This window comes from Actinacidiphila sp. bgisy167, from assembly GCF_057707665.1.
Genome location: NZ_JBYIQP010000006.1, coordinates 95,548 through 121,078 on the forward strand (window position 1 = coordinate 95,548; position 25,531 = coordinate 121,078).

The following is a 25,531-nucleotide window of genomic DNA, read 5'->3' on the forward strand; positions in this document are numbered from 1 at the left end:
CAGCAGCTGCTCGGGGGCTACTTGCCGGAGTCCTTCCCGTGCTGCTCCCTCAGCCTCTGCGCCAGCTGAGGCGGCATCGGCTCATGCCGCGCGTAGCTGCGGCCGTACCGTCCGGTGCCGTGCGACAGCGACCTCAGATCGACCGCGTAGCGCCCGATCTCGATCTCCGGTACCTCGGCCCGCACCAATGTGCGCCCCTGGCCCACCGGTTCGGTGCCCAGCACCCGGCCGCGGCGGCCGCACAGGTCGCTCATGACCGGCCCGACGTATTCGTCGGGCACCATCACCCGGATCTCGCTGACGGGTTCGAGCAGGTGGATGCGGCACTGCGAGGCCGCCTCGCGCAGGGCGAGCGCGCCCGCCGTCTGGAAGGCGGCGTCGGAGGAGTCCACGGAGTGCGCCTTGCCGTCGACCAGGGTGATGCGGATGTCCTCGACCGGGAAGCCCAGGGCCACGCCCTTGGCGGCCTGGGCACGTACGCCCTTCTCCACCGAGGGGATGAACTGCCGGGGGACGGCGCCGCCGACGACCTTGTCGACGAAGTCGATGCCGGAGCCGACAGGCAGCGGTTCGACCTCGATGTCGCAGATGGCGTACTGGCCGTGCCCGCCGGACTGCTTGACGTGCCGTCCGCGCGCCGCCGTCCTCTCGCCGAAGGTCTCGCGCAGCGCCACCTTGTGCGGCACGGCGTCGACCTGCACGCCGTAGCGCGTGCGCAGCCGCTCCAGCGCCACGTCCATATGCGCCTCCCCGAGGCACCACAGCACGACCTGCCGGGTGTCCGGGTTCTGCTCCAGCCGCATCGTGGGGTCCTCGGCGACGAGCCGGGACAGGCCGACGGACAGCTTGTCCTCGTCGGCCTTGCTGTGCGCCCGGATCGCGACCGGCAGCAGCGGGTCCGGCATCAGCCAGGGCTCCATCAGCAGGGGGTCGTCCTTGGCGGAGAGCGTGTCGCCGGTCTCCGCGCGGCTCAGCTTGGCGACGCAGACGAGGTCTCCCGCCACGCAGTGCGGCACCGTGCGCTGGTGCTTGCCGAAGGGCGAGGACAGGGCGCCGACGCGCTCGTCGACGTCGTGGTCCTCGTGGCCGCGGTCCTCCAGGCCGTGACCCGAGACGTGGACCGTCTCGTCGGGGCGCAGGGTTCCGGAGAAGACCCGCACGAGGCTGATCCGCCCCACATAGGGGTCGGAGGAGGTCTTCACGACCTCGGCGGCCAGCGGCCCTTCCGGGTCGCAGGCCAGCTGCGGGTGCGCGGTGCCCTGCGGCGTCGTGACGTGCGGGATCCCGCGCTCCAGCGGCGTCGGGAAGCCGCCGGTGATCAGATCCAGCAGCTCCACGGTGCCGATGCCCTGCCGGCAGCCCTCGGCGGCGGGCGCGGCGGCCAGCACGGGATGGAAGGAGCCGCGTGCCACGGCCCGCTCCAAGTCCTGGACCAGCGTCTTGAGGTCGAGTTCCTCGCCGCCGAGATAGCGGTCCATCAGGGTCTCGTCCTCGCTCTCGGCGATGATCCCCTCGATGAGCCGGGCCCGCGCCTCCCGCATCCGCGGCAGCTGCCCCTCGTCCGGGGGGCGCTCCTCGCGTCTGCCGGAGGAGTAGTCGTAGACCCGCTGCGACAGCAGGCCGACGAGCCCGGTCACGGGCGCGTGGCCCTCCGCGGTCTGCTCTCCGTGCAGCGGGAGGTACAGCGGCAGCACCGCGTCGGGGGAGTCGCCCCCGAAGGCCTCGCGGCAGGTCTCGGTCATCTCGTCGAAGTCGGCCCGGGCCGACTCCAGGTGCGTGACGACGACCGCGCGCGGCATGCCGACCGCCGCGCACTCCTCCCAGACCATGCGGGTCGCCCCGTCGACGCCGTCGGCCGCCGAGACGACGAAGAGGGCCGCGTCCGCGGCGCGCAGACCGGCCCTGAGCTCCCCCACGAAGTCGGCGTACCCGGGGGAGTCCAGCAGATTGATCTTGATTCCGTCCCACTCCACCGGTACGAGCGAGAGCTGTACCGAGCGCTGCTGACGGTGTTCGATCTCGTCGTGGTCGGAGACGGTCGCCCCGTCGGCCACCTGCCCGGCGCGGTTCACCGCCCCTGTCGCCAGGGCGAGCGCCTCGACCAGTGTCGTCTTCCCGGAGCCACTGTGGCCGACCAGCACCACGTTGCGTACGTCCTCGGGCCGGTCGGCCGCCCGTGCCCTTCCGGCGGCTCCCGGACCTGCCTCTCTCCTGTCACCCATGTGCCTCGCCTCCCGGTCCGTCACGGCATGGGGACTGGCGCCACGGGAGACCACCCGCCCAGGCGGTCTGCAATGGCGCCCGCGGTAATTCGACCTTCCCACGCGCCTCACGGCGCGTCCATACGTCGTACGGGCCGCGACGGGACGGGAGCCAGCGAGATGTGCCGGAACGCGCCTGGCTACGATGGGCCAGCCGGGCGGCCGACGGGGCCGCGCCGGGGGACCCACGAACCACCGGGAAGGCCATGCTGAACAAGTACGCGCGTGCTTTCTTCACGCGTGTTCTCACACCGTTCGCCGCGTTCCTGCTGCGCCGGGGCGTCAGCCCGGACACGGTCACGCTCATCGGTACGGGAGGCGTGGTCGCGGGAGCGCTGGTCTTCTACCCCAGGGGCGAGTTCTTCTGGGGCACGGTTGTCATCACGCTCTTCGTCTTCTCCGACCTGGTCGACGGCAACATGGCCCGCCAGGCGGGCGTCTCAAGCCGCTGGGGAGCCTTCCTGGACTCCACCCTGGACCGGGTCGCCGACGCGGCGATCTTCGGGGGGCTGGCGATGTGGTACGCCGGCGGCGGCGACAACCTCGTGCTGTGCGCAGTGACGATCTTCTGCCTCGCCAGCGGCCAGGTGGTCTCGTACACCAAGGCGCGCGGTGAGAGCATCGGACTGCCGGTCGCGGTGAACGGCCTGGTCGAACGGGCCGAGCGACTGGTGATCTCACTGGTCGCCTGCGGTTTCGCCGGGCTCCACACGTTCGGTGTGCCCGGCATCCAGTGGCTGCTGCCGATCGCCCTGTGGATCGTGGCCGTCGGCAGCCTGGTGACGTTGGTGCAGCGGGTGATCACCGTGCGCCGCGAGGCCTTCGAGGCGGACGCGGCAGCGCGCGAAGGGAGCGGGACGGCGTGAAGGACGGGCTGGCCGACGCGCTGTACGGGCTGGGCTGGGGCGCGGTCAAACGACTGCCGGAACCCGCTGCGGCGCGGCTCGGCCGGTCCATCGCCGACCTGGCCTGGAGCCGCCGCGGCCAGGGCGTCCAGCGCCTGGAGTCCAACCTGGCCAAGGTGGTGCCCGACGCCGACGAGACCCGGCTGCGCGAGCTGTCGAAGGCCGGCATGCGCTCGTACCTGCGCTACTGGATGGAGTCCTTCCGACTGCCGGCCTGGGGCGAGGAGCGCATCCGCTCCTCCTTCGAGCCGGAGGGCCTGCACCACCTGAAGGAGGGCCTGGCAGCGGGCCGCGGCGTCGTCCTCGCCCTGCCCCACATGGCCAACTGGGACCTGGCGGGCGCGTGGGTCACCACCGGGCTCGGGGTGCCCTTCACCACCGTCGCCGAGCGCCTGAAGCCGGAGAGCCTCTACGACCGCTTCGTCGCCTACCGCGAGGGCCTGGGCATGGAGGTGCTGCCGCACACCGGCGGCGCCGCCTTCGGGGCGCTGGCCCGGCGACTGCGCGCCGGCGGCCTGGTGTGCCTGGTGGCCGACCGCGACCTGTCCGCCTCCGGCGTCGAGGTGGACTTCTTCGGCGAGGCCACCCGTATGCCGGCGGGCCCCGCCCTGCTCGCCCAGCAGACCGGTGCGCTGCTGCTGCCGGTCACCCTCTGGTACGACGACTCGCCCCGCCTCAAGGGCCGCGTGCACACGGCGATCGAGGTGCCGGAGGGCGGCACGCGGGCGCAGCGGACCGCCGTCATGACGCAGCGCCTGGCGGACGTCTTCGCCGCCGGCATCGCCGAGCACCCCGAGGACTGGCACATGCTGCAGCGGCTGTGGCTCGCCGACCTCGAACCGCGGCCGGACGCGCCGGCCGGGCAACCCGGGGGCCGCGGCGCGGCGTCCTCCCCGGTGTCCGGCGACCCCTTCGACCGCTCCGGAACGGAGACACCTTGAGGATCGGGATCGTCAGCCCGTACTCGTGGGACGTCCCCGGCGGCGTCCAGTTCCACATCCGCGACCTCGCCGAGCACCTCATCGCGCTCGGCCACGAGGTCTCCGTTCTGGCACCGGCCGACGAGGACACCCCGCTGCCGCCGTACGTCGTCTCCTCCGGCCGCGCCGTGCCCGTGCCCTACAACGGCTCGGTCGCACGGCTCAACTTCGGGTTCCTGTCGGCCGCGCGGGTGCGCCGCTGGCTGCACGAGGGCGCCTTTGACGTCATCCACGTCCACGAGCCCTCCTCGCCCTCCCTCGGCCTGCTGACCTGCTGGGCCGCCCAGGGGCCGATCGTGGCCACCTTCCACACCTCCAACCCGCGCTCCCGGGCGATGATCGCCGCCTACCCGATCCTGCAGGCCGCGCTGGAGAAGATCAGCGCCCGCATCGCGGTCAGCGAGTACGCCCGGCGCACCCTGGTCGAGCACCTGGGCGGCGACGCCGTGGTCATCCCGAACGGCGTCGACGTGGGTTTCTTCGCCGACGCCGAGCCCAAGGCGGAGTGGCAGGGCGGGGGCGCGGAGGACGAGCGGACCATCGGGTTCATCGGACGGATCGACGAGCCGCGCAAGGGCCTGCCCGTGCTGATGAAGGCCCTGCCGAGGATCCTCGCCGAGCGGCCGCGCACCCGGCTGCTGGTCGCCGGGCGCGGCGACGAGGCCGAGGCCGTGGCGGGCCTGCCCGAGCAGATGCGCGACCGGGTCGAGTTCCTCGGCATGGTCAGCGACGAGGACAAGGCGCGGCTGCTGCGCAGCGTCGACCTGTATGTGGCGCCCAACACCGGGGGCGAGAGCTTCGGGATCATCCTCGTCGAGGCCATGTCGGCCGGGGCGCCCGTGCTCGCCAGCGACCTGGACGCCTTCCGACAGGTGCTCGACGGCGGCGCGGCCGGCGACCTCTTCCCCAACGAGGACCCGGAGGCGCTGGCGGCCTCGGCCGTGCGGCTGCTGGGCGACGCGGACCGCCGCGGGCGGCTGCGCGAGCTGGGCTCCCGGCACGTGCGGCGCTTCGACTGGTCGGTGGTGGCCGCGGACATCCTCGACGTCTACGAGACGGTCACCGCGGGCGCCGCGTCGGTCGCCGCCGACGAGCGGGTGGGCCGGCGCGGCCGCTTCGGTTTCGCCCGCGACTGACCGGGGACGGCTCTACTCGCGCCGAGCCGCCCCGGGGCGGGCCTGCTACGCGTCTCGGCGACGCTGCGGCTGTCCCGTGGCCGCGTCGCCGCCCTCGCGGCGATCCCGGCCTCGCAGCGGACCCCGGGCGGGGCCGGCGCCGGTGAGGACGTGACAGGCCGGAGCGCGCCGCCGTGGCCCCGTGTCCCGGCCCGCCACCGCGGGCCCCGTCGTCCGCACGGCGGGCCGCACCAGGCGCACCGGTAGCCTTGCGGTCCGTGACCACCTTCATCTGGGTCGCCGTGGCGCTGATCGCCGTCGGCCTCTACCTGAGCTGGACCGCGGGGCGGCTGGACCGTCTGCACGCCCGGATCGACGCCGCGCGGGCCGCGCTGGACGCGCAACTGCTGCGCAGGGCCTCCGTGGCGCAGGAGCTGGCCACCGCCGGGGTGCTGGACCCCGCGGCGAGCATCGTGCTCTACGAGGCGGCCCACTCCGCCCGGCAGGCGCAGGACGAGCAGCGAGAGGTGGCCGAGAGCGAACTGAGCCAGGCGCTGCGGGCCGTCTTCGCCGAGCCCGACGCGGTCGACGCCGTCCGGGCGGCCCCCGGCGGCGACGAGGCCGCCCACGAGCTCACCCAGGCGGTGCGCCGGGTGCCGATGGCCCGGCGCTTCCACAACGACGCCGTGCGCGCCGCCAGGGCGCTGCGTGAGCACCGCAAGGTGCGCTGGTTCCGGCTCGCCGGGCACGCGCCGCAGCCGGTGACCTTCGAGATGGACGACGAGCCCCCGGCCGTCCTGACCGCCGAGGGCCTGGCAGGCCACTGAGGAGCGATTGGCCCTTTTGTGGTCCGGTTCGTGCGGTCCACCATGAAAGGCAGAGCAGCCATCGGTGTCCCCCGGTCGGCTGCGCGGGCAGGGCAGGCAGGCGAGGCAGGCCGGTCCGGCGGGCAGGGCCGGGGGACGCCGGGGTCGCCGCCACCCCGCAGTTGAGTCTCCGAGTGAGGTTTCCGTGTCCACCACGCTTCCCAGCACCCCCGAGTCCCCCCAGACCGGCACCGCGCGCGTCAAGCGCGGCATGGCCGAGCAGCTCAAGGGCGGCGTGATCATGGACGTCGTCACCCCTGAGCAGGCCAAGATCGCCGAGGACGCGGGCGCCGTCGCCGTCATGGCGCTGGAGCGGGTCCCGGCCGACATCCGCAAGGACGGCGGCGTCGCCCGCATGTCCGACCCGGACATGATCGAGGGCATCATCGACGCCGTCTCGATCCCGGTCATGGCCAAGTCCCGCATCGGGCACTTCGTCGAGGCCCAGGTCCTGCAGTCGCTCGGCGTCGACTACATCGACGAGTCCGAGGTCCTCACCCCGGCCGATGAGGTCAACCACTCCGACAAGTGGGCCTTCACCACCCCCTTCGTCTGCGGCGCCACCAACCTGGGCGAGGCCCTGCGCCGCATCGCGGAGGGCGCGGCCATGATCCGCTCCAAGGGCGAGGCCGGCACCGGCAACGTCGTCGAGGCCGTCCGCCACCTGCGCCAGATCAAGAACGAGATCGCCCGCCTGCGCGGCTTCGACAACCACGAGCTGTACGCCGCCGCCAAGGAGCTGCGCGCCCCGTACGAGCTCGTCAAGGAGGTCGCCGAGCTCGGCAAGCTGCCCGTGGTGCTGTTCTCCGCCGGTGGTGTCGCCACCCCGGCCGACGCCGCCCTGATGCGTCAGCTCGGCGCCGAGGGCGTGTTCGTCGGCTCCGGCATCTTCAAGTCCGGCGACCCGGCCAAGCGCGCCGCCGCCATCGTGAAGGCCACCACCTTCTACGACGACCCCAAGATCATCGCGGACGCCTCCCGCAATCTGGGCGAGGCCATGGTCGGCATCAACTGCGACACCCTCCCCGAGGCCGAGCGCTACGCCAACCGCGGCTGGTAGGCGTCCCGCGCCCCAGTGCCGCTGATGGGCAGGCCGGCCGCGGCCTGCCCATCCTCCGTTGCCCCACCCGACGTCCGGAAGGCCCCGCACCCGTGTCCAGCAGCACCGCCACCATCGGAGTCCTCGCCCTGCAGGGCGACGTACGCGAGCACCTGGTCGCGCTCGCCGAGGCCGACGCCCTGGCCCGCCCCGTGCGGCGGCCCGAGGAACTGGCCGAGGTGGACGGTCTGGTGGTCCCGGGCGGCGAGTCGACCACGATGTCCAAACTCGCCGCGTTGTTCGGCCTGATGGAGCCGCTGCGCGACCGCATCCGGGAGGGGCTGCCGGTCTACGGAACCTGTGCGGGCATGATCATGCTCGCGGACAAGATCCTGGACGGCAGGGACGACCAGGAGACCTTCGGCGGGATCGACATGATCGTGCGCCGCAACGCCTTCGGTCGGCAGAACGAGTCCTTCGAGACCGCGGTCGAGATCGAGGGAGTGGAAGGCGGCCCGGTCGAGGGCGTCTTCATCCGTGCTCCCTGGGTCGAGTCAACCGGCGACGCGGTCGCCACGCTGGCCCGTCTCGATGACGGAACGATCGTCGCCGTGCGCCAGGGCAACCTGCTGGCCACCTCGTTCCACCCCGAACTGACCGGAGACCACCGGGTGCACCGGTACTTCGTCGACATGGTGCGCGCAGCCCGGTGATGTGATCCCGGTAGGATCGCAGTGTTCGTGAAGCAATCGGTGACGTGAAGGAGACAGGCTGATGTCCGGCCACTCTAAATGGGCTACGACGAAGCACAAGAAGGCCGTGATTGACGCCAAGCGCGGCAAGCTCTTCGCGAAGCTGATCAAGAACATCGAGGTCGCCGCGCGTGCCGGCGGCGCCGACGTCAGCGGCAACCCCACCCTCTTCGACGCCATCCAGAAGGCCAAGAAGAGCTCGGTTCCCAACAAGAACATCGACAGCGCGGTCAAGCGCGGCGCCGGTCTCGAGGCGGGCGGCGCCGACTACGAGACGATCATGTACGAAGGCTACGGCCCCAACGGCGTCGCGGTGCTCATCGAGTGCCTCACCGACAACCGCAACCGCGCCGCCTCCGACGTGCGCGTCGCCATGACCCGCAACGGCGGCTCCATGGCCGACCCTGGTTCGGTGTCCTACCTGTTCAACCGCAAGGGCGTCGTGATCGTCCCCAAGGGCGAGCTCACGGAGGACGACGTGCTCGGCGCCGTCCTGGACGCCGGCGCGGAGGAGGTCAACGACCTCGGCGAGTCCTTCGAGGTGCTCAGCGAGGCCACCGACCTGGTCGCGGTGCGCTCGGCGCTGCAGGAGGCCGGCATCGACTACGACTCCGCGGAGGCCAACTTCGTCCCCACCATGCAGGTGGAGCTCGACGAGGAGGGCGCCCGCAAGATCTTCAAGCTCGTCGACGCGCTCGAGGACAGCGACGACGTGCAGAACGTCTTCGCCAACTTCGACGTCTCCGACGAGGTCATGGAGAAGGTCGAGGCCTGATCCGGCCGCCAGGACGCACGGCGGGACGGCGGTCCGTGGAGATGACACACCTCCACCGGGCCGCCGTCGTTGTCGGTGGCACCCGATAGCCTCCCCGGAACAGGCGAGACGGCTGTTCGAGCAAGGGAGGGGTGCGGTGCGAGTGCTGGGCGTGGACCCGGGACTGACCCGCTGCGGCATCGGCGTGGTGGACGGGGCTCCGGGCAAGCCGCTGCGTATGGCGGGGGTCGGCGTCGTCCGCACCCCGGCGGAGGCCGCCATCGGCCACCGCCTCGTGCTGGTCGAACGCGGCATAGAGGGCTGGCTGGACGAGTACGCGCCCGAGGCGGTCGCCGTGGAGCGGGTCTTCAGCCAGCACAACGTGCGCACCGTGATGGGCACCGCCCAGGCCAGCGCGGTCGCCATCCTCTGCGCGTCCCGCCGCGGGCTGCCGGTGCACCTGCACACCCCCAGTGAGGTCAAGGCCGCCGTCACCGGCAGCGGCAGGGCCGACAAGGCCCAGGTCGGGGCCATGGTCACCCGCTTGCTGCGGCTCGACGCCCCGCCCAAGCCCGCCGACGCCGCCGACGCACTGGCGCTCGCCATCTGCCACATCTGGCGCGGCACCGCGAGCAACCGCCTCCAGCAGGCCGTCGCCCGAGCACGAATCCAGGAGCCCAGCACATGATCGCCTTCGTCAGCGGGCCGGTGGCCGCCCTCGCCCCCGACACAGCCGTGATCGAGGTCGGCGGCATCGGGATGGCCGTCCAGTGCTCCCCGGGCACCCTCGCCGGGCTGCGCGTGGGAGAGCAGGCCCGGCTCGCCACCTCCCTCGTCGTCCGCGAGGACTCCCTGACCCTGTACGGCTTCGCCGACGACGACGAGCGCCAGGTCTTCGAACTGCTCCAGACCGCCAGCGGAGTCGGCCCCCGGCTCGCCCAGGCCATGCTCGCCGTGCACAGCCCGGACGCGCTGCGCACGGCCGTCGCCGGCGGTGACGAGAAGGCCCTCACCGCCGTCCCGGGCATCGGCAAGAAGGGCGCCCAGCGGCTGCTGCTGGAGCTCAAGGACCGCCTCGGCGCGCCCGTGGGCGGCGCGGCGGGCGCCTCGGCGACCGCGAGGGCCGCCGGACCCGCCTCGTGGCGGGAGCAGCTGCACGCCGCGCTGATCGGCCTCGGCTACCAGCCGCGCGAGGCGGAGGAGGCCGTCGCCGCCGTCGCCCCGCAGGCCGAGGCGAGCGCCGACCCGCAGGTCGGAGCCCTCCTGCGGGCCGCCCTGCAGACCCTGAACCGAGCCCGCTGACCCTGGCCCGCCGAGCGTAAGGCGCACCGAAGTGAACTGGGACGACGAGTCCGTACCGACCACCGACGACCGTCTCGTCGGCGCCGCCGCCGACGGCGAGGACCAGGCCGTCGAGGCGGCGCTGCGCCCCAAGGCGCTGGAGGAGTTCGTCGGGCAGGAGCGGGTCAGGGAGCAGCTCGATCTGGTGCTGCAGGCCGCGCGCCGGCGCGGCGGCACCGCGGACCACGTGCTGCTCTCCGGCGCCCCGGGGCTCGGCAAGACGACCCTGTCGATGATCATCGCGGCCGAGATGGGCGCCCCGATCCGCATCACCTCCGGCCCCGCCATCCAGCACGCCGGGGACCTCGCCGCCATCCTCTCCTCCCTCGCCGAGGGCGAGGTGCTCTTCCTCGACGAGATCCACCGGATGTCCCGGCCCGCCGAGGAGATGCTCTACATGGCGATGGAGGACTTCCGGGTGGACGTCATCGTGGGCAAGGGCCCCGGCGCCACCGCCATCCCCCTCGAACTGCCGCCGTTCACCCTGGTCGGCGCCACCACCCGGGCCGGTCTGCTGCCGCCGCCGCTGCGCGACCGCTTCGGCTTCACCGGGCACATGGAGTTCTACGCCCCGGCCGAACTGGAGCGGGTCATCCGCCGTTCCGCGCTCCTGCTGGACGTCGAGATCGAGTCCGAGGGAGCCGCCGAGATCGCCGGCCGCTCCCGGGGCACCCCGCGTATCGCCAACCGACTCCTGCGCCGGGTAAGGGACTTCGCGCAGGTGAAGGCCGACGGCGTGATCACACGCGAGGTCGCCGCACAGGCCCTCGAGGTGTACGAGGTCGACGGCCGCGGCCTGGACCGGCTGGACCGCGCCGTACTGCGGGCGCTGCTGGGGCTCTTCGGCGGCGGACCGGTGGGGCTGTCGACACTGGCGGTGGCCGTGGGGGAGGAGCGGGAGACGGTGGAGGAGGTGGCGGAGCCGTTCCTGGTCCGGGAGGGGCTCCTGGCGCGCACACCCCGTGGCCGCGTCGCCACTCCGGCCGCGTGGGCACACCTCGGACTCGTCCCGCCACAGGGCGGCGGACCCGGGCAAGACGGGCTCTTCGGCCCTTGACGGCGGGGAGACTCGCCGCCGCAGGAACCTCGGTGTAATGCTTGGCATTGTTCCACCGGCGAACGAACGCTTAGACTCCGCCGACGTCGTCCCTCCGGGACCGACAGCCCCAACCCCCGTAGACCAGGCCCGAGCGGCCGTGCGAAGGATCGTCAAGACACCATGAATCCGGTTCAAATCCTGCCTTTCGTCCTGATCATCGGTGTCATGCTGCTGATGACCCGCTCCGCGAAGAACCGGCAGCGCCAGGCCACCCAGATGCGTGACCAGATGGCCTCCGGCTCGGGCGTCCGGACGATCGGCGGCATGTACGCCGTCGTCAAGGAGGTCCACGAGGACACGGTCCTGCTGGAGCTGGCCGACGGCGTCCACGCGCACTTCGCCAAGAACGCCATCGCCGCGGTCCTCGACCAGGCCGAGTACGACCGCATCGTCCACGGCATCGAGCCCGCGCCCGAGCTCGAGGCGCAGGGCGCTGACGACAGCGAGGACGCCAAGCCGGGCGAGGCCGTCGACCTGAGCAAGTCCGCCGGCGAGGCCGCGACCGCGGACGCCCCCGAGACGGACGGCACCGACAAGAAGTAACGGCCCGCCCGGTACTTTTCCTGGGTCGGCAAGTCCGTACTACTCATCGTGCCGCCCTGCTGCGCGCAGGTCGCAGGGCGGTTGGACAGGGAGAATCGAGAAGGTGGCAGCACCGAAGAGGGGCCGTAGGCCCTCGGGGAGCCAGGGGTACCCCGGGCGGGCGCTGGCAGTGATCCTGCTGGCCATCGTGGCGCTCACCGGAGGGATGTTCCTTTCCGGCCACACCACCCCCCGGCTGGGCATCGACCTCGCCGGCGGTACGAGCATCACGCTGACGGCCAAGAGCGACCAGGCCGGCGCGATCAACAAGACCAACATGGAGACCGCCAAGTCGATCATCGACCGGCGGGTCAACGGTCTGGGTGTCTCGGAAGCCGAAAGCCAGATCCAGGGCGACAGGAACATCATCGTCAACATCCCCAAGGGCACCAACGCCGCGCAGGCCGAGCAGCAGGTCGGCACGACCGCCCAGCTCTACTTCCGGCCCGTGCTCGCCGAGGTGGCCAACACCCCGCCCGCCTCGCCCTCGCCGAGCGGCAGCCCCTCGGGATCGGCCTCGCCCTCGGCCACGCCGTCCGCGACCGGCGACAAGGCGTCCGCGCCCCCGTCCGCCACCGCCTCGACGCAGGGCCGCGCCGTCACCGACGCGCTGAAGGCCACGTCGACGCCGTCCGCCTCCGCCTCCACCGGAGCGCCCTCGACGGACCCGTCGCCCCCGGCGGGCACCGAGGCCCCGGGCAGCGCGCTGGACACCTCCATCCCGGAGGACCTGCAGGCGAAGCTCGCCGCGCTGGACTGCTCCGACGCGAAGACGCGCGCCAACCTCAACCTCAAGGCCAAGCCGACCGACAAGATCGTGGCGTGCAGCCAGGACGGCAACGCCAAGTACGCCCTCGGCCCCGCCGCGGTCGACGGCAAGAACGTCAGCAAGGCCGCCGCGCAGTTCGACACCCAGGGCGGCAACGGCTGGGTCGTCACCCTGGACTTCGACGGCACCGGCTCCAAGGCCTTCTCGAAGATCACCTCGCAGCTGTCCCAGCAGCAGCCGCCGAACAACCAGTTCGCGATCGTGCTGGACAACGAGGTCGTCTCCGCCCCCTCGGTGAACCAGACCCTGAGCGGCAGCGCCGAGATCTACGGCAGCTTCACCCAGGAGAGCTCCGAGGAGCTGGCCAACGTCCTGTCCTACGGCTCCCTGCCCCTCACCTTCGACAAGTCGGACGTCACCAAGGTGTCGGCGGCGGTCGGCGGCGAGCAGCTGCACGGCGGTCTCATCGCCGGCGGCGTGGGCCTCGCCCTGGTCGTGCTCTACCTGGTCGCCTACTACCGCGGCCTGAGCTTCGTGGCGATCGTCAGCCTCGTCGTCTCGGCGATCCTCACCTACGCCATCATGACGCTGCTCGGCCCGGCCATCGGCTTCGCGCTGAACCTGCCGGCGGTCTGCGGCGCCATCGTGGCCATCGGCATCACCGCCGACTCCTTCATCGTCTTCTTCGAACGCATCCGTGACGAACTGCGCGAGGGCCGCTCCCTGCAGCCGGCCGTCGCCCGCGGCTGGCCGCGCGCCCGCCGCACGATCCTCGTCTCGGACTTCGTGTCGTTCCTGTCCGCCGCCGTGCTCTTCATCGTCTCGGTCGGCAAGGTGCAGGGCTTCGCGTTCACCCTGGGCCTGACGACGCTGCTCGACGTCGCGGTGGTGTTCCTCTTCACCAAGCCGCTGATGACGATCCTGGCCCGCAAGAAGTTCTACGCCGGCGGACACCCCTGGTCCGGGCTCGACCCGCGTGCCCTGGGCGTCAACCCCCCGCTGCGCCGCACCCGCCGCCCCGCGGCCCGTACCGACGTCAAGGAGGCCTGATGTCCCGGCTCGGTAATCTCGGGCACCGCCTGCACCGAGGCGAGATCGCCTACGACTTCGTCGGCAAGCGCAAGCTCTGGTACGGCGTCTCGGTCCTGATCACGGTCGCGGCGATCATCGGTCTCGCCGTGAACGGCCTCAAGCTCGGCATCGAGTTCTCCGGCGGAGCGGTCTTCACCACCCCCAAGACCGAGATGTCGGTCAGCCAGGTGCAGGACAAGATCGCCGACAACACCGGCGGGCACCAGGCCATCGTGCAGAAGCTCGGATCGGGCGCCGTCCGCATCCAGATCAGCGACATCTCGCTCAACGAGGCCAAGGCCATCCAGGGCGAGATCGCGACGGACCTGAACGTCAAGGCCAACGACATCGACCCCCAGATCATCGGTCCGAGCTGGGGCGACGAGATCTCCAAGAAGGCCTTCCAGGGCCTGGTGATCTTCATGGTCCTGGTGACGATCTACCTGGCGATCGCCTTCGAGTGGCGCATGGCCGTCGCCGCCCTGATCGCCCTCATCCACGACCTCACGATCACCATCGGCGTCTACGCGATCGTGGGCTTCGAGGTCACCCCGGGCACGGTGATCGGTCTGCTGACCGTCCTCGGCTACTCCCTCTACGACACCGTCGTCGTCTTCGACGGTCTGAAGGAGTCCACCAAGGACATCACCAAGCAGAACCGCAACACCTACAGCGACGTCGCCAACCGCAGCCTCAACCAGACCCTGGTGCGCTCGATCAACACCACGGTCGTGGCGCTGCTCCCGGTGGGAGGCCTGCTCTTCGTCGGTGGCGGTCTGCTCGGCGCGGGCATGCTCAACGACATCGCGCTGTCGCTCTTCGTCGGTCTCACCGCCGGTGCGTACTCCTCGATCTTCATCGCGACCCCGCTGGTCGCGGACCTCAAGGAGCGCGACCCGGAGATGAAGGCGCTGCGCAAGCGCGTGCTCGCCAAGCGCGCAGCCGACGCCCGCCGTGGCGAGGACGCCGCGGACGAGTCGCAGGACCCGTCTCCGGCGGGCGCCGACGCGGACGCGGACGCGGGCGACGAGCCGGCGGAGGAGGCCCACGCGGCCGTCGTCGGCGGCCAGCGCAGCCAGCCGGTCCGCAACAACCGCGGCCGCAACCGTCCCTCCGGCAAGCGCCGCTGAGGACGGGCGGAGTCCCACGGCACACGGTGACCAGGCCCGAGGAACGGACGCGATGACCACGACGGACACCACGCCGGAGGGGCTGCGCAGCCTGCTGCTCAGCCGCATCCGGGATGTGCGCGACCACCCGAGGCCGGGCGTGATGTTCAAGGACATCACGCCGCTGCTGGCCGACCCCGCGGCGTTCAACGCGCTGATCGACGCCCTGTCCGGGCTCTGCGCCCGGCACGGCGCCGACAAGGTCGCCGGCCTCGAGGCGCGCGGGTTCATCCTCGCCGCCCCGGCGGCCGCGCGCGCGGGGCTCGGGTTCGTGCCCGTGCGCAAGGCGGGCAAGCTGCCCGGTGAGACGCTGGGCCAGACCTACGAGCTCGAGTACGGCACGGCCGAGATCGAGGTCCACCGCGACGCGTTCTCGGCCGGCGACCGGGTCCTGGTCATCGACGACGTGCTCGCCACCGGCGGCACCGTCGAGGCGTCCCTGGAGCTGATCCGCCGCACCGGCGCCGAGGTCGCGGGCGTCGCGGTCCTCCTGGAACTGGGCTTCCTCGGCGGGCGCGCCCGTCTGGTCCCCTCCCTCGCCGGCGCCCCCCTGGAGGCGCTGGTCGCCGTCTGAGCCCCTGGCTCGCCCGAGGCGGGTTCCCGGCCGCGCAAGCGGTGCGGGAGCCCGCCTCGGGCGTTGTGGGGGGCCATGGGGCGGACGGGACGCGGTTCACCCGTTCAGATCGCTACCATGGTGACTCGGAACCTCCCTCCTCGCCCGTCTCCGGCCGGGAGGGGACCAGAAGGAGTGCCCTTGCAAGAAGAGGCCAGGCAGGCGCAGCCGATGACCGCCGCAGAGGGGAAGCAGGCGGCTTCCCGCCCGGCGGCCCCTCCCGTCGCGTCCGCCGCACCGGCGGAGGGCAAGGCGGCCAAGCCCGCTCCCGCCGCGCCGGCGGCCCCCGCCGCCCGGCCCGTGCGCACTCCCGGCAGCGTGGCCCCGAACCGGCCCGCCACTTCCTCCAACCGCGTGCGCGCCCGCCTCGCCCGGCTCGGCGTGCAGCGCTCCAGCCCGTACAACCCGGTCCTGGAGCCCCTGCTGCGGATAGTCCGCAGCAACGACCCCAAGGGCGACCCGTCGCAGTTGCGCCAGATCGAGCGCGCCTACCAGGTGGCCGAGCGGTGGCACCGGGGCCAGAAGCGCAAGAGCGGCGATCCGTACATCACGCACCCGCTGGCGGTCACGACGATCCTGGCCGAGCTGGGCATGGACCCGGCGACTCTGATGGCCGGGCTGCTGCACGACACCGTCGAGGACACCGAGTACGGCCTCGACGCGCTGCGCCGCGACTTCGGCGACTCCGTCGCCCTGCTGGTGGACGGCGTCACCAAGCTGGACAAGGTGAAGTTCGGCGAGGCCGCGCAGGCCGAGACGGTGCGCAAGATGGTCGTCGCCATGGCGAAGGACCCGCGCGTGCTGGTCATCAAGCTCGCCGACCGCCTGCACAACATGCGTACCATGCGCTACCTCAAGCGGGAGAAGCAGGAGAAGAAGGCCCGCGAGACGCTGGAGATCTACGCCCCGCTGGCGCACCGGCTGGGCATGAACACCATCAAGTGGGAGCTGGAGGACCTCGCCTTCGCGATCCTCTACCCCAAGATGTACGACGAGATCGTCCGGCTCGTCGCCGAGCGCGCCCCCAAGCGGGACGAGTACCTGGCGGTCGTCACCGACCAGGTGCAGCAGGATCTGCGCGCCGCCCGCATCAAGGCGACCGTCACCGGCCGCCCCAAGCACTACTACAGCGTCTACCAGAAGATGATCGTGCGGGGCCGGGACTTCGCCGAGATCTACGACCTGGTCGGCATCCGCGTCCTCGTCGACACCGTCCGCGACTGCTACGCGGCGCTGGGCACCATCCACGCGCGGTGGAACCCGGTGCCGGGGCGGTTCAAGGACTACATCGCGATGCCCAAGTTCAACATGTACCAGTCGTTGCACACGACGGTCATCGGGCCCAGCGGCAAGCCGGTCGAGATCCAGATCCGCACCTTCGACATGCACCGCCGTGCCGAGTACGGCATCGCGGCGCACTGGAAGTACAAGCAGGAGGCCGTCGCCGGCGCCTCCAAGGTGCGCACCGACAGCCCCAAGTCCGCCAAGAAGGACGACGCCGTCAACGACATGGCGTGGCTGCGGCAACTGCTCGACTGGCAGAAGGAGACGGAGGACCCGGGCGAGTTCCTGGAGTCGCTCCGCTTCGACCTGTCCCGCAACGAGGTCTTCGTCTTCACCCCCAAGGGTGATGTCATCGCGCTGCCCGCCGGGGCGACCCCGGTCGACTTCGCGTACGCCGTCCACACCGAGGTCGGCCACCGCACGATAGGGGCCCGCGTCAACGGCCGTCTGGTGCCGCTGGAGTCCACCCTCGACAACGGCGACACGGTGGAGGTCTTCACCTCCAAGGCGGCGGGCGCGGGCCCGTCCCGCGACTGGCTCGGTTTCGTCAAGTCGCCGCGCGCCCGCAACAAGATCCGCGCCTGGTTCTCCAAGGAGCGCCGCGAGGAGGCCGTCGAGCAGGGCAAGGAAGCGATCGCGCGCGCGATGCGCAAGCAGAACCTGCCGATCCAGCGGGTGCTCACCGGCGACTCGCTGGTCACCCTCGCCCACGAGATGCGCTACCCCGACATCTCCGCGCTCTACGCGGCGATCGGCGAGGGGCACATCACCGCGCAGTCCGTCGTGCACAAGCTTGTCGAGGCCCTTGGCGGCGAGGAGGGCGCGACCGAGGACATCGCCGAGGTCACGACCCCGTCGCGGAGCCGCACCAGGCGGCGTGCGGCCGCCGACCCGGGTGTCATCGTCAAGGGCGAGAAGGACGTGTGGGTCAAGCTGTCCCGGTGCTGCACCCCGGTGCCGGGCGACCCGATCATCGGCTTCGTCACCCGCGGCAACGGGGTCTCCGTGCACCGGGCCGACTGTGTGAACGTCGAGTCGCTCTCGCAGCAGCCGGAGCGCATCATCGACGTCGAGTGGGCGCCGACCCAGTCCTCCGTCTTCCTGGTCGCCATCCAGGTGGAGGCGCTGGACCGGTCCCGCCTGCTGTCCGATGTCACCCGCGTCCTGTCGGACCAGCACGTCAACATCCTGTCCGCCGCCGTGCAGACCTCCCGCGACCGGGTGGCCACCTCGCGCTTCACCTTCGAGATGGGCGACCCGAAGCACCTCGGGCACGTACTGAAGGCCGTGCGCGGCGTCGAGGGCGTCTACGACGTCTACCGGGTGACGTCCGCGCGCCAGCGCTGACGCCACGCCCCCCGCGGACCCGGCGAAGGGCCCGTACGCCTCGCGTACGGGCCCTTCGCCGTCGTTCCCGTGCCGGCCGGGGCGCGGACGGCCCCGGCCGGCAGCAGCCCGGTCTCAGCCGCCGAACTCGTCCAGGGACTTGAGCGCCTGGTCGAGCAGCGCCTGCCGCCCGTCGAGCTCCCGCTGGAGCTTGTCGGCCCTGGCGGTGTTGCCTGCCGCCCGCGCCGCCTCGATCTGCTCACGCAGCTTGTCGACGGCCGCCTGGAGCTGGCCCGTCAGGCCCGCGGCACGCGCCCGCGCCTCGGGGTTGGTGCGGCGCCACTCGGACTCCTCGGCCTCCTGGAGCGCGCGCTCCACCGCGTGCATGCGGCCCTCGATGCGGGGGCGGGCGTCGCGCGGCACATGGCCGATCGCCTCCCAGCGCTCGTTGATGCCGCGGAACGCGGCCCGCGCCGCCTTCAGGTCGGTGACCGGGAGCAGCTTCTCGGCCTCGATGACCAGCTCCTCCTTCAGCGCGAGGTTCTCGCGCTGCTCGGTGTCGCGCTCGGCGAACAGCGCGGAGCGGGCCGCGAAGAAGACGTCCTGGGCGCCGCGGAAGCGGTTCCACAGGTCGTCCTCCACCTCGCGCTGCGCGCGGCCGGCGGCCTTCCAGTCGGCCATCAGCTCGCGGTAGCGCGCCGCGGTCGGGCCCCAGTCGGTGGAGCCGGACAGCGCCTGCGCCTCCTCCACCAGCTTCTCCTTGCGCCGCCGGGCGTCCTCGCGCTGTGCGTCGAGCGCCGCGAAGTGGGCCTTGCGCCGCTTGGAGAAGACCGAACGGGCGTGGCTGAAGCGGTGCCACAGCTCGTCGTCGGTCTTGCGGTCCAGTCGCGGCAGGCCCTTCCAGGTGTCGACCAGGGCGCGCAGCCGCTCGCCGGCGGCCCGCCACTGCTCGCTCTGGGCCAGCTGCTCGGCCTCGGCGACCAGTTCCTCCTTGGCCGTCTTCGCCTCCTCGGAGGCCTTCGCCTTGGCGGCCTTGCGCTCCTCGCGGCGCGCGTCGACCTGCTCGGTCAGCGCGTCCAGCCGCTTGGCGAGCGCGTCCAGGTCGCCCACGGCGTGCCCCTCGATCACCGCGGCGCGCAGGTGCTCGATGGCGGTCAACGCGTCCTTGGGGGCCAGGTCGGTGGTCTTCACCCGGCGTTCGAGGAGGCCGATCTCGACGACGAGGCCCTCGTATTTCCGCTCGAAGTAGGCCAGCGCCTCCTCAGGGGAGCCCGCCTGCCACGAGCCGACTTCGCGCTCGCCATCGGCCGTACGCACGTACACGGTCCCCGTCTCGTCGACGCGGCCCCACGGGTCGCTGCTCACAGCGCCTCCTCCACGTGATACCCGGCCGGTTCGCGGCTCGCGGGCATCGTCCACAGTTCCATTCGGCCGGGCCGTGCCCGAACCGGTCCGACGGTCTGCCTACTTCCATGGTGCAGCCGTCGGAGCAGGCACCCTACACAACGCCAACATAGGCGACCGGTGCCCTGCCTGTCCGCATCCCGCACCCGCCGAATCGACCCGCGGGTGCGGGACGCGGCGGTCAGGCCTTCCCGACCGTCGCCTTGTTGATCACCACGGTGGCGTTCGGGGCGCCGTCGCCGCCACCGGTCGCCTCGCCCGCGGCGGCGATCTTGTCCAGCACCTTCATGCCGGCCGCGCTGATCGTGCCGAACGGGGTGTAGCTCGGCGGCAGCGGGCTGTCCTTGTAGACCAGGAAGAACTGGCTGCCGCCGGTGTGCGGCTGGCCGGTGTTGGCCATGGCCACGGTGCCGGCCGGGTACGTGCCCCCGGCGATCTCCTTGGCCTTCAGGTTCTCGTCCGGGATGGTGTAGCCGGGGCCGCCGGTGCCCTGGCCCGTCGGGTCGCCGCACTGCAGCACGTAGATGCCGCTGGTGGTGAGCCGGTGGCACTTGGTGTGGTCGAAGAAGCCCTTGCCGGCCAGGAAGACGAAGGAGTTCACCGTGTGCGGGGCGTCCTTCGCGTCGAGGTCCAGCGCGATGTCGCCGCAGGTCGTCTGCAGCGAAAGGGTGTACTTCGCCGCGGTGTCGACGGTGAGCTCGGGCTCCTTCTTCCACTGCTCCGTGCCGGCGCTGCCCGCGGCAGCCTCGGCGCAGGGGTCGGGCGCCTTGCTCGGCTGTGCGGCCGAGACGGAGGCGGAGGCGGAGGGCAGAGCGCCCGCCGCGGCGGCGCTGTCGGTCTTCTCGGCGTCCGTGCTGAACGCGCCGCCGGCCCAGGCCGCGGCGCCGGCCGCCAGCACCACCGCGAGGACGGTGGCGATCACCGCGTTGCGCCGCACGGTCTTGCGGTGGGCCTGCGCACGGCGCTCCTGCTGCCGCTCGAACTTATCCCGGGCGAGCTGCCGCCGCCGCTGTTCCTTGGTGACCACTGAGCCGTCTCCCGATGACTTCTGTTCGTCGCGTCCGAATGTGAGTGCGCCGCCGATCTTCGCGCCTGGCGCACCCCTCAGTCCAGCGACGTTACTGGTTCGCGATGGCCGTCTTCGCGCCGGTAGGCTCGTGGGGCCGCCACTGTGCGGTACGACCTGCCGCGAACGACAGCCGACAGAAGGACGAACGTGCTCATTGCCGGGTTCCCCGCAGGGGCCTGGGGCACCAACTGCTACGTGGTCGCCCCCGCCGCCGGTGAGGAGTGCGTGATCATCGACCCGGGCCACGAAGCGGCCCCGGGCATCGAGGACACGCTCGCCAAACACCGTCTCAAGCCGGTCGCCGTCATCCTCACCCACGGCCATCTCGACCACACGGCCTCGGTCGTCCCGGTCTGCGGGGCCCACGGGGTCCCCGCCTGGATCCACCCCCGGGACCGCTACATGCTCAACGACCCGGAGAAGGCCCTCGGCCGCTCGGTCGGCGCGCAGTTGCTCGGCGGGCTGACCATCGGCGAGCCCGACGACCTCAGGGAGCTCACCGACGGCGGCACACTGGCGCTCGCCGGTCTCGAGCTGTCCGTGGCGCACGCGCCCGGCCATACCGAGGGGTCGGTGACGTTCAGGCTCCCGCAGACGCCCGAGATCCCCTCGGTGTTCTTCTCGGGGGACCTGCTGTTCGCCGGCTCCGTAGGCCGCACCGATCTGCCCGGCGGTTCCATGGACGAGCTGTACGCGTCGCTGGCCCGTGTGTGCCTGCCGCTCGACGACTCGACCGTGGTGCTGTCCGGCCACGGACCCCAGACGACCATCGGCCGTGAGCGCGCCACCAACCCTTACCTGGCGGAGGTGGCCCGCGGCCTCGGAGGGGACGGGCACCCGTCCGCTCCGCGACGAGGAATGTGACGAGAGACCTCACCGTGAGCACCTTCAAGGCCCCCAAGGGCACCTATGACCTCCTGCCGCCCGATTCCGCCGCGTTCCTGGCGGTGCGCGAGGCGCTCGCCGCGCCGCTGCGGCGGGCCGGCTACGGCTATGTCGAGACCCCCGGTTTCGAGCAGGTCGAACTCTTCTCCCGCGGCGTCGGCGAGTCCACCGACATCGTGACCAAGGAGATGTACACCCTCACCACCAAGGGCGGCGACGAACTGGCGCTGCGCCCGGAGGGCACCGCCTCCGTGCTGCGCGCCGCGCTGGAGGCCAATCTCCACAAGGCCGGCAACCTGCCGGTCAAGCTCTGGTACTCCGGGTCGTACTACCGCTACGAACGCCCGCAGGCCGGACGGTACCGCCACTTCTCCCAGGTCGGCGCGGAGGCGATCGGCGCCGAGGACCCGGCGCTCGACGCCGAGCTGATCATCCTCGCCGTGGACGCCTACCGCTCCCTGGGGTTGCGGAACTTCAGGCTGCTGCTCAACTCGCTGGGCGACCGCGAGTGCCGTCCGGTCTACCGGGCCGCCCTCCAGGACTTCCTGCGCGGACTCGACCTCGACGAGGACACCCGCCGGCGGATCGAGATCAACCCGCTGCGGGTCCTGGACGACAAGCGGGAGAGTGTGCAGAAGCAGCTCGTCGGGGCGCCCCTGATGCGCGACCACCTGTGCGAGGCGTGCAAGGCCTACCACGAGCAGGTGCGCGAGCTGCTGACGGCGGCGGGCGTGGAGTTCGAGGACGACCCGAAGCTGGTGCGCGGCCTGGACTACTACACGCGCACCACCTTCGAGTTCGTCCACGGCGGCCTCGGCTCGCAGTCCGCGGTCGGCGGCGGCGGCCGCTACGACGGCCTGTCGGAGATGATCGGCGGCCCCGCGCTTCCGTCGGTGGGCTGGGCGCTGGGTGTGGACCGCACGGTGCTCGCCCTCAAGGCCGAGGGCATCGAGCTCGAACTGCCCGCGCCCACCCAGGTGTTCGCGGTTCCGATGGGCGAGGAGGCGCGCCGCGTGCTGTTCGGCGTGGTCACCGAGCTGCGCCGGTCGGGCGTCGCCACGGACTTCGCCTTCGGCGGCAAGGGCCTGAAGAACGCGATGAAGTCCGCCAACCGCTCGGGCGCGCGCTTCGCGATCGTCGCCGGCGAACGCGACCTCGCCGAGGGCGTCGTCCAGCTCAAGGACCTGGTCAGCGGCGAGCAGGACGCCGTCCCGCTCAGCGGCGTCGTGGCGGCCGTACGCGAGCGGCTCGCCTGAACCGCCCGCGCTCACGCGGCGTCGAGCGGCCGCCCCGAGATGACCACCGGTCAGTCGGGGCGGCCCCGCTCCATCCACCGGGCGATCCGTTCGGGTCGCACCGGCCGTCCGAAGTACCAGCCCTGGCCCCAGTCGCAGCCCAGTGAGCGCAGGTGGCGGGCGTGTTCGGAGTTCTCCACGCCCTCGGCGGTGACGGTGAGCCCGAGCGCGTGCGCCAGCGACACCAGTCCGCCGACGATCCGCCAGCCGACCGGGTCGTTCGTCCCGGCCCGGTGCGGGTCCGCGACGAACGACCCGGCGATCTTCAGCCCGGACACCGGAAGGTCCCTCAGATAGGCGAGGTTCGACCAGCCGGTGCCGAAGTCGTCGACGGCCAGCGTGACCCCGGTGTCGGCGATCTCCTGCAGGGCGCGCAGCGACTCGTCCTCGGGCCCGATCACCGCGCTCTCGGTGATCTCCAGCTGCAGCCGTTTCGGTGCGAGGCCGGTGCTGTCCAGGATCGACGTGACGTCGTGCACAAGACCGGGGTTGCGGATCTGGCGCACCGCCAGATTGACGTTGATCTGCGGGGCCGCCGCCCCGTAGCGCCGCACCCAGGCGGCCGCCTGGCCGGCCGCGCGCTCCAGGATCCACCGGCCCAGCGGCATGATCAGCCCGGTCTCCTCCGCCGTGGCCACGAACTCATCCGGCCCCAGCACCCCGAACTGCGGATGACGCCAGCGCACCAGGGCCTCCACGGCCACCAGGGAGCCGTCGGCGAGCGAGCACAGCGGCTGGTAGTCCACGTAGAACTCCCCGCGGTCCAGTGCCACCGGCAGCCGCACGGAGATGGCGTACCGGCTCACCGCCCGCGCGTTGTGCGTGGGGTCGAAGAGCGTCCAGCGGCCCCGGCCGGCCGCCTTGGAGCGGTACAGCGTCAGATCCGCCGCCCGCACCGCTGCGCCCGGGGTCGTGGCGGCGATCCGCTGCGCCAGCACGCCGACGCTCGCGCCGACCGTCAGCTGCTGGTCGCCGACGAGGAAGGGCCGCGAGAGCGTGGTGAGGACCAGTTTGGCGACCGCCACCGCCTCCTGGTCGCCGCGGCAGTCCTCCAGCAGCACCACGAACTCGTCCCCGCCCAGCCGGGCCACCAGATGCCCCAGTGGGGCGAGCGCGGCGTCCAGCCGCTCGGCCACGGCCGTCAGCAGCCGGTCCCCGGTCTCGTGGCCGAGGCTGTCGTTGACGACCTTGAAGCCGTCGAGGTCGACGTAGCACAGGCCGAAAAGCGCGCCGGGCTGCGGCTGATCGAAGAGGCGCTCCAGCCGCTCGAAGAACGCCGTGCGGTTGGGCAGCCCGGTCAGCGGGTCGTGGGTGGCCTGGTGGCGCAGCCGCTCCTCCAGCCGGTAGCGGTCGGTGATGTCCTCGACCATCGCCACCTGGTAGCGGGGCACGCCGTCCTCGTCCCGGATCAGCGAGACGGTCAGATGCGTCCACACCACCTCGCCGTCGCGCCGGTAGTACGGCTTGTCGCACTGGAAGCGCTCGCGGCGCCCGGCCACCAGGTCCTCGTACGCCTCCCACACCCCCGGGGCGTCCTCGGGGTGCACCAGCTCGGTGACGCGGCGGCCGCGCAGGTCCTCCGGGCGGGCCCCCAGCAGCTCCCGCAGTGCCTGGTTGACCTGCACGATCGTGCCGTCCACGTCGGCGATGCCGATGCCGATGGCGGCGTGCTCGAACAGCGCGCGGAACCGGGCCTCCGAGGCGTTGCGGGCGCGCTCGGCGTCCTCGCGCGCCCGGAACGCGGCGCGCTGGATCGCCTCCTGCTCGCGCAGGGTCCGTTCGCGCAGCGCGGCGGACCAGCCCGCGGCGAAGGCCCCGGCCACGGTCGGGACCCGCTCGGGACCGGCCGGCTGGATCTGCAGCAGCGCCACGGCGGCGGCGAGCAGCTCCGGGTCGGTGAAGTGGGCCTCCACCAGCAGGGCGCCGGCCCGCTCCGCGAGCGCCGTGTCGCACACGGGGTCGCCGAGGGCCCGGCCGAGCAGGTCCGCGGTCGTGGCCGCCACCTGGCGCAGGGTCAGCGGGGGCAGCGCGAGCCCCGGGCCGGAGCGCAGCAGGCGCGACCAGGCGTCCGCGAAGTCCTGGGCGGGTCCCGCGACGGGCGACGGCGACTGCCTCACGGCCGCCGCCCCACTCCGGCCAGGCCCGAGATCCGTTCGGGGTGGGGTCCCACGGACTCCGGCTCCTCCGGCCGCCACTCGGGGAGCCAGACCACCCCGGGCGGCAGGAGATCCCAGCCGTCGAAGAAGGCCGCCACGTCCTTGACGGTCCGCATGACCAGCGGCGTTGTGGTGCACCGGGCGTAGAGCTCGGCCAGCGAGTCGGCCTGCTCGGGGCGGCTCTCCCCGGAGGCGTGGGAGAGCACCAGATGGCTGCCGGGCGGTACGGCGTCGCGCAGGGCGGCCACGATCTTGCCGGGGTCCTCGGCGTCGGTGACGAAGTGGAGCATCGCCACCAGCAGCACCCCGACCGGTTCCCCGGGTGCGAGGAGGGCGGTAACCTCGGGCCGGGTGAGCAGGTCGCCGGTGTCGGTCATGTCGGCCATCACCACGGCGCTCAGCGGGTCGTCCCGGAGCAGCAGGCGGCTGTGCGCCACCGCGATCGGGTCCAGGTCCACGTACACCACGCGGGCCTGCGGCTGGACGGCCCGGGCGACCTCGTGGACGGCGCCGTAGGTCGGGATCCCGGCTCCGACGTCCAGGAAGCGCGTGATGCCCAGGGCCGCGAGGTGCTGCACGGCGCGGCGCAGGAAGGCGCGGTTGGCACGCATGATGACCGGCAGGTCGGGCCACAGCGCCATGGCCTGGCGGGCCATGTCCCGATCGGCCTTGAAGTTGTGGGACCCGCCCAAGTAGAAGTCGTACACCCGGGCGGCGTTCGCGGTCTCCACGTCCGTACCCGGGGGTACCCACTGAGGTCGTCGCATGGGGCACCCCTCCCCGGCTGGGTCGATCC

Annotated in this window: 22 protein-coding genes; 17 read left to right on the forward strand and 5 right to left on the reverse strand. The window is 72.2% G+C overall.

The window, feature by feature from the left end:
* Positions 1-17 precede the first annotated feature (17 nt).
* Positions 18-2,222, reverse strand: a complete 2,205-nt coding sequence (locus AC3ET4_RS04085; protein ID WP_431945948.1) for an elongation factor G-like protein EF-G2 — start codon at positions 2,220-2,222, stop codon at positions 18-20.
* A 245-nt stretch (positions 2,223-2,467) separates the two neighbouring features.
* On the opposite strand from AC3ET4_RS04085, the gene pgsA reads away from it, so the two are divergent.
* The 15 genes from pgsA (at position 2,468) to AC3ET4_RS04160 (ending at position 17,947) form a co-directional block, all read left to right on the forward strand.
* The gene (pgsA, locus tag AC3ET4_RS04090; RefSeq protein ID WP_431945950.1) at positions 2,468-3,127 is read left to right on the forward strand and encodes a phosphatidylinositol phosphate synthase; all 660 of its coding nucleotides are present in this window, start codon (positions 2,468-2,470) and stop codon (positions 3,125-3,127) included.
* Complete coding sequence (locus AC3ET4_RS04095; RefSeq protein WP_431945952.1) at positions 3,124-4,107, forward strand: phosphatidylinositol mannoside acyltransferase; 984 nt, start codon at positions 3,124-3,126, stop codon at positions 4,105-4,107. Before pgsA ends, AC3ET4_RS04095 begins: the two co-directional genes overlap by 4 nt.
* Positions 4,104-5,282 (forward strand): glycosyltransferase family 4 protein, encoded by a 1,179-nt coding sequence (locus AC3ET4_RS04100; protein ID WP_431945954.1) that lies wholly within the window; start codon positions 4,104-4,106, stop codon positions 5,280-5,282. The genes AC3ET4_RS04095 and AC3ET4_RS04100 overlap by 4 nt, the downstream gene beginning before the upstream one ends.
* Before the next feature lie 257 nt (positions 5,283-5,539).
* Positions 5,540-6,088 (forward strand): LemA family protein, encoded by a 549-nt coding sequence (locus AC3ET4_RS04105; protein WP_431945956.1) that lies wholly within the window; start codon positions 5,540-5,542, stop codon positions 6,086-6,088.
* Between the two features lie 184 nt (positions 6,089-6,272).
* Positions 6,273-7,187: a pyridoxal 5'-phosphate synthase lyase subunit PdxS gene (gene pdxS / locus AC3ET4_RS04110; protein ID WP_431945958.1), complete on the forward strand. Its 915-nt coding sequence runs from the start codon at positions 6,273-6,275 to the stop codon at positions 7,185-7,187.
* Between the two features lie 92 nt (positions 7,188-7,279).
* Positions 7,280-7,879 (forward strand): pyridoxal 5'-phosphate synthase glutaminase subunit PdxT, encoded by a 600-nt coding sequence (gene pdxT / locus AC3ET4_RS04115; protein WP_431945960.1) that lies wholly within the window; start codon positions 7,280-7,282, stop codon positions 7,877-7,879.
* A gap of 61 nt (positions 7,880-7,940) precedes the next feature.
* Positions 7,941-8,693 carry a YebC/PmpR family DNA-binding transcriptional regulator gene (locus AC3ET4_RS04120; protein WP_431945962.1) on the forward strand — a complete coding sequence of 251 codons (753 nt, stop codon included), beginning with the start codon at positions 7,941-7,943 and terminating at the stop codon, positions 8,691-8,693.
* A gap of 136 nt (positions 8,694-8,829) precedes the next feature.
* Positions 8,830-9,360: a crossover junction endodeoxyribonuclease RuvC gene (ruvC, locus tag AC3ET4_RS04125; RefSeq protein WP_431945964.1), complete on the forward strand. Its 531-nt coding sequence runs from the start codon at positions 8,830-8,832 to the stop codon at positions 9,358-9,360.
* Entirely contained in the window at positions 9,357-9,974 is a 618-nt protein-coding gene (ruvA, locus tag AC3ET4_RS04130) for a Holliday junction branch migration protein RuvA (protein WP_431945966.1), read from the forward strand. The genes ruvC and ruvA overlap by 4 nt, the downstream gene beginning before the upstream one ends.
* A 31-nt stretch (positions 9,975-10,005) precedes the next feature.
* Positions 10,006-11,070, forward strand: a complete 1,065-nt coding sequence (gene ruvB, locus AC3ET4_RS04135) for a Holliday junction branch migration DNA helicase RuvB (protein WP_431945968.1) — start codon at positions 10,006-10,008, stop codon at positions 11,068-11,070.
* Positions 11,071-11,232: 162 nt separating this feature from the next.
* On the forward strand, positions 11,233-11,655 hold the full coding sequence (gene yajC / locus AC3ET4_RS04140) for a preprotein translocase subunit YajC (protein WP_431945970.1): 423 nt from the start codon (positions 11,233-11,235) through the stop codon (positions 11,653-11,655).
* 103 nt (positions 11,656-11,758) lie between these two features.
* A complete protein-coding gene (gene secD, locus AC3ET4_RS04145) occupies positions 11,759-13,513 on the forward strand; it encodes a protein translocase subunit SecD (RefSeq protein WP_431945972.1) in 1,755 nt (584 codons plus the stop codon).
* Entirely contained in the window at positions 13,513-14,664 is a 1,152-nt protein-coding gene (gene secF / locus AC3ET4_RS04150; RefSeq protein ID WP_431945974.1) for a protein translocase subunit SecF, read from the forward strand. The genes secD and secF overlap by 1 nt, the downstream gene beginning before the upstream one ends.
* A gap of 52 nt (positions 14,665-14,716) precedes the next feature.
* Entirely contained in the window at positions 14,717-15,277 is a 561-nt protein-coding gene (locus AC3ET4_RS04155; protein ID WP_431945976.1) for an adenine phosphoribosyltransferase, read from the forward strand.
* 210 nt (positions 15,278-15,487) lie between these two features.
* A complete protein-coding gene (locus AC3ET4_RS04160; protein WP_431945978.1) occupies positions 15,488-17,947 on the forward strand; it encodes a RelA/SpoT family protein in 2,460 nt (819 codons plus the stop codon).
* A 114-nt stretch (positions 17,948-18,061) separates the two neighbouring features.
* Here the strand turns inward: AC3ET4_RS04160 and AC3ET4_RS04165 are convergent, their stop codons facing one another.
* Both AC3ET4_RS04165 and AC3ET4_RS04170 read right to left on the reverse strand, forming a co-directional pair.
* Complete coding sequence (locus tag AC3ET4_RS04165) at positions 18,062-19,291, reverse strand: DUF349 domain-containing protein (protein ID WP_431945980.1); 1,230 nt, start codon at positions 19,289-19,291, stop codon at positions 18,062-18,064.
* Positions 19,292-19,511: 220 nt separating this feature from the next.
* Positions 19,512-20,357 (reverse strand): peptidylprolyl isomerase, encoded by an 846-nt coding sequence (locus AC3ET4_RS04170; protein ID WP_431945982.1) that lies wholly within the window; start codon positions 20,355-20,357, stop codon positions 19,512-19,514.
* Positions 20,358-20,546: 189 nt separating this feature from the next.
* Between AC3ET4_RS04170 and AC3ET4_RS04175 the strand changes: the two genes are divergently transcribed.
* Positions 20,547-21,263, forward strand: a complete 717-nt coding sequence (locus AC3ET4_RS04175; RefSeq protein WP_431945984.1) for an MBL fold metallo-hydrolase — start codon at positions 20,547-20,549, stop codon at positions 21,261-21,263.
* A gap of 14 nt (positions 21,264-21,277) precedes the next feature.
* The gene (gene hisS / locus AC3ET4_RS04180; protein ID WP_431945986.1) at positions 21,278-22,540 is read left to right on the forward strand and encodes a histidine--tRNA ligase; all 1,263 of its coding nucleotides are present in this window, start codon (positions 21,278-21,280) and stop codon (positions 22,538-22,540) included.
* Positions 22,541-22,590: 50 nt separating this feature from the next.
* Here the strand turns inward: hisS and AC3ET4_RS04185 are convergent, their stop codons facing one another.
* Positions 22,591-24,696, reverse strand: coding sequence for a putative bifunctional diguanylate cyclase/phosphodiesterase (locus AC3ET4_RS04185; RefSeq protein WP_431945988.1), 2,106 nt, complete (start codon positions 24,694-24,696; stop codon positions 22,591-22,593).
* A complete protein-coding gene (locus AC3ET4_RS04190; RefSeq protein WP_431945990.1) occupies positions 24,693-25,502 on the reverse strand; it encodes an SAM-dependent methyltransferase in 810 nt (269 codons plus the stop codon). Before AC3ET4_RS04190 ends, AC3ET4_RS04185 begins: the two co-directional genes overlap by 4 nt.
* Positions 25,503-25,531: the final 29 nt, after the last annotated feature.

What these genes read in the sequence shown, in the direction of transcription:
- pgsA (WP_431945950.1), top strand. Translation starts at nt 2,468, where the DNA reads ATGCTGAACAAGTACGCGCGTGCTTTCTTCACGCGTGTTCTCACACCG.
- AC3ET4_RS04190 (WP_431945990.1), bottom strand. Translation starts at nt 25,502, where the DNA reads ATGCGACGACCTCAGTGGGTACCCCCGGGTACGGACGTGGAGACCGCG.
- AC3ET4_RS04160 (WP_431945978.1), top strand. Translation starts at nt 15,488, where the DNA reads ATGACCGCCGCAGAGGGGAAGCAGGCGGCTTCCCGCCCGGCGGCCCCT.
- AC3ET4_RS04120 (WP_431945962.1), top strand. Translation starts at nt 7,941, where the DNA reads ATGTCCGGCCACTCTAAATGGGCTACGACGAAGCACAAGAAGGCCGTG.
- AC3ET4_RS04085 (WP_431945948.1), bottom strand. Translation starts at nt 2,222, where the DNA reads ATGGGTGACAGGAGAGAGGCAGGTCCGGGAGCCGCCGGAAGGGCACGG.
- AC3ET4_RS04155 (WP_431945976.1), top strand. Translation starts at nt 14,717, where the DNA reads ATGACCACGACGGACACCACGCCGGAGGGGCTGCGCAGCCTGCTGCTC.
- ruvA (WP_431945966.1), top strand. Translation starts at nt 9,357, where the DNA reads ATGATCGCCTTCGTCAGCGGGCCGGTGGCCGCCCTCGCCCCCGACACA.
- secF (WP_431945974.1), top strand. Translation starts at nt 13,513, where the DNA reads ATGTCCCGGCTCGGTAATCTCGGGCACCGCCTGCACCGAGGCGAGATC.
- yajC (WP_431945970.1), top strand. Translation starts at nt 11,233, where the DNA reads ATGAATCCGGTTCAAATCCTGCCTTTCGTCCTGATCATCGGTGTCATG.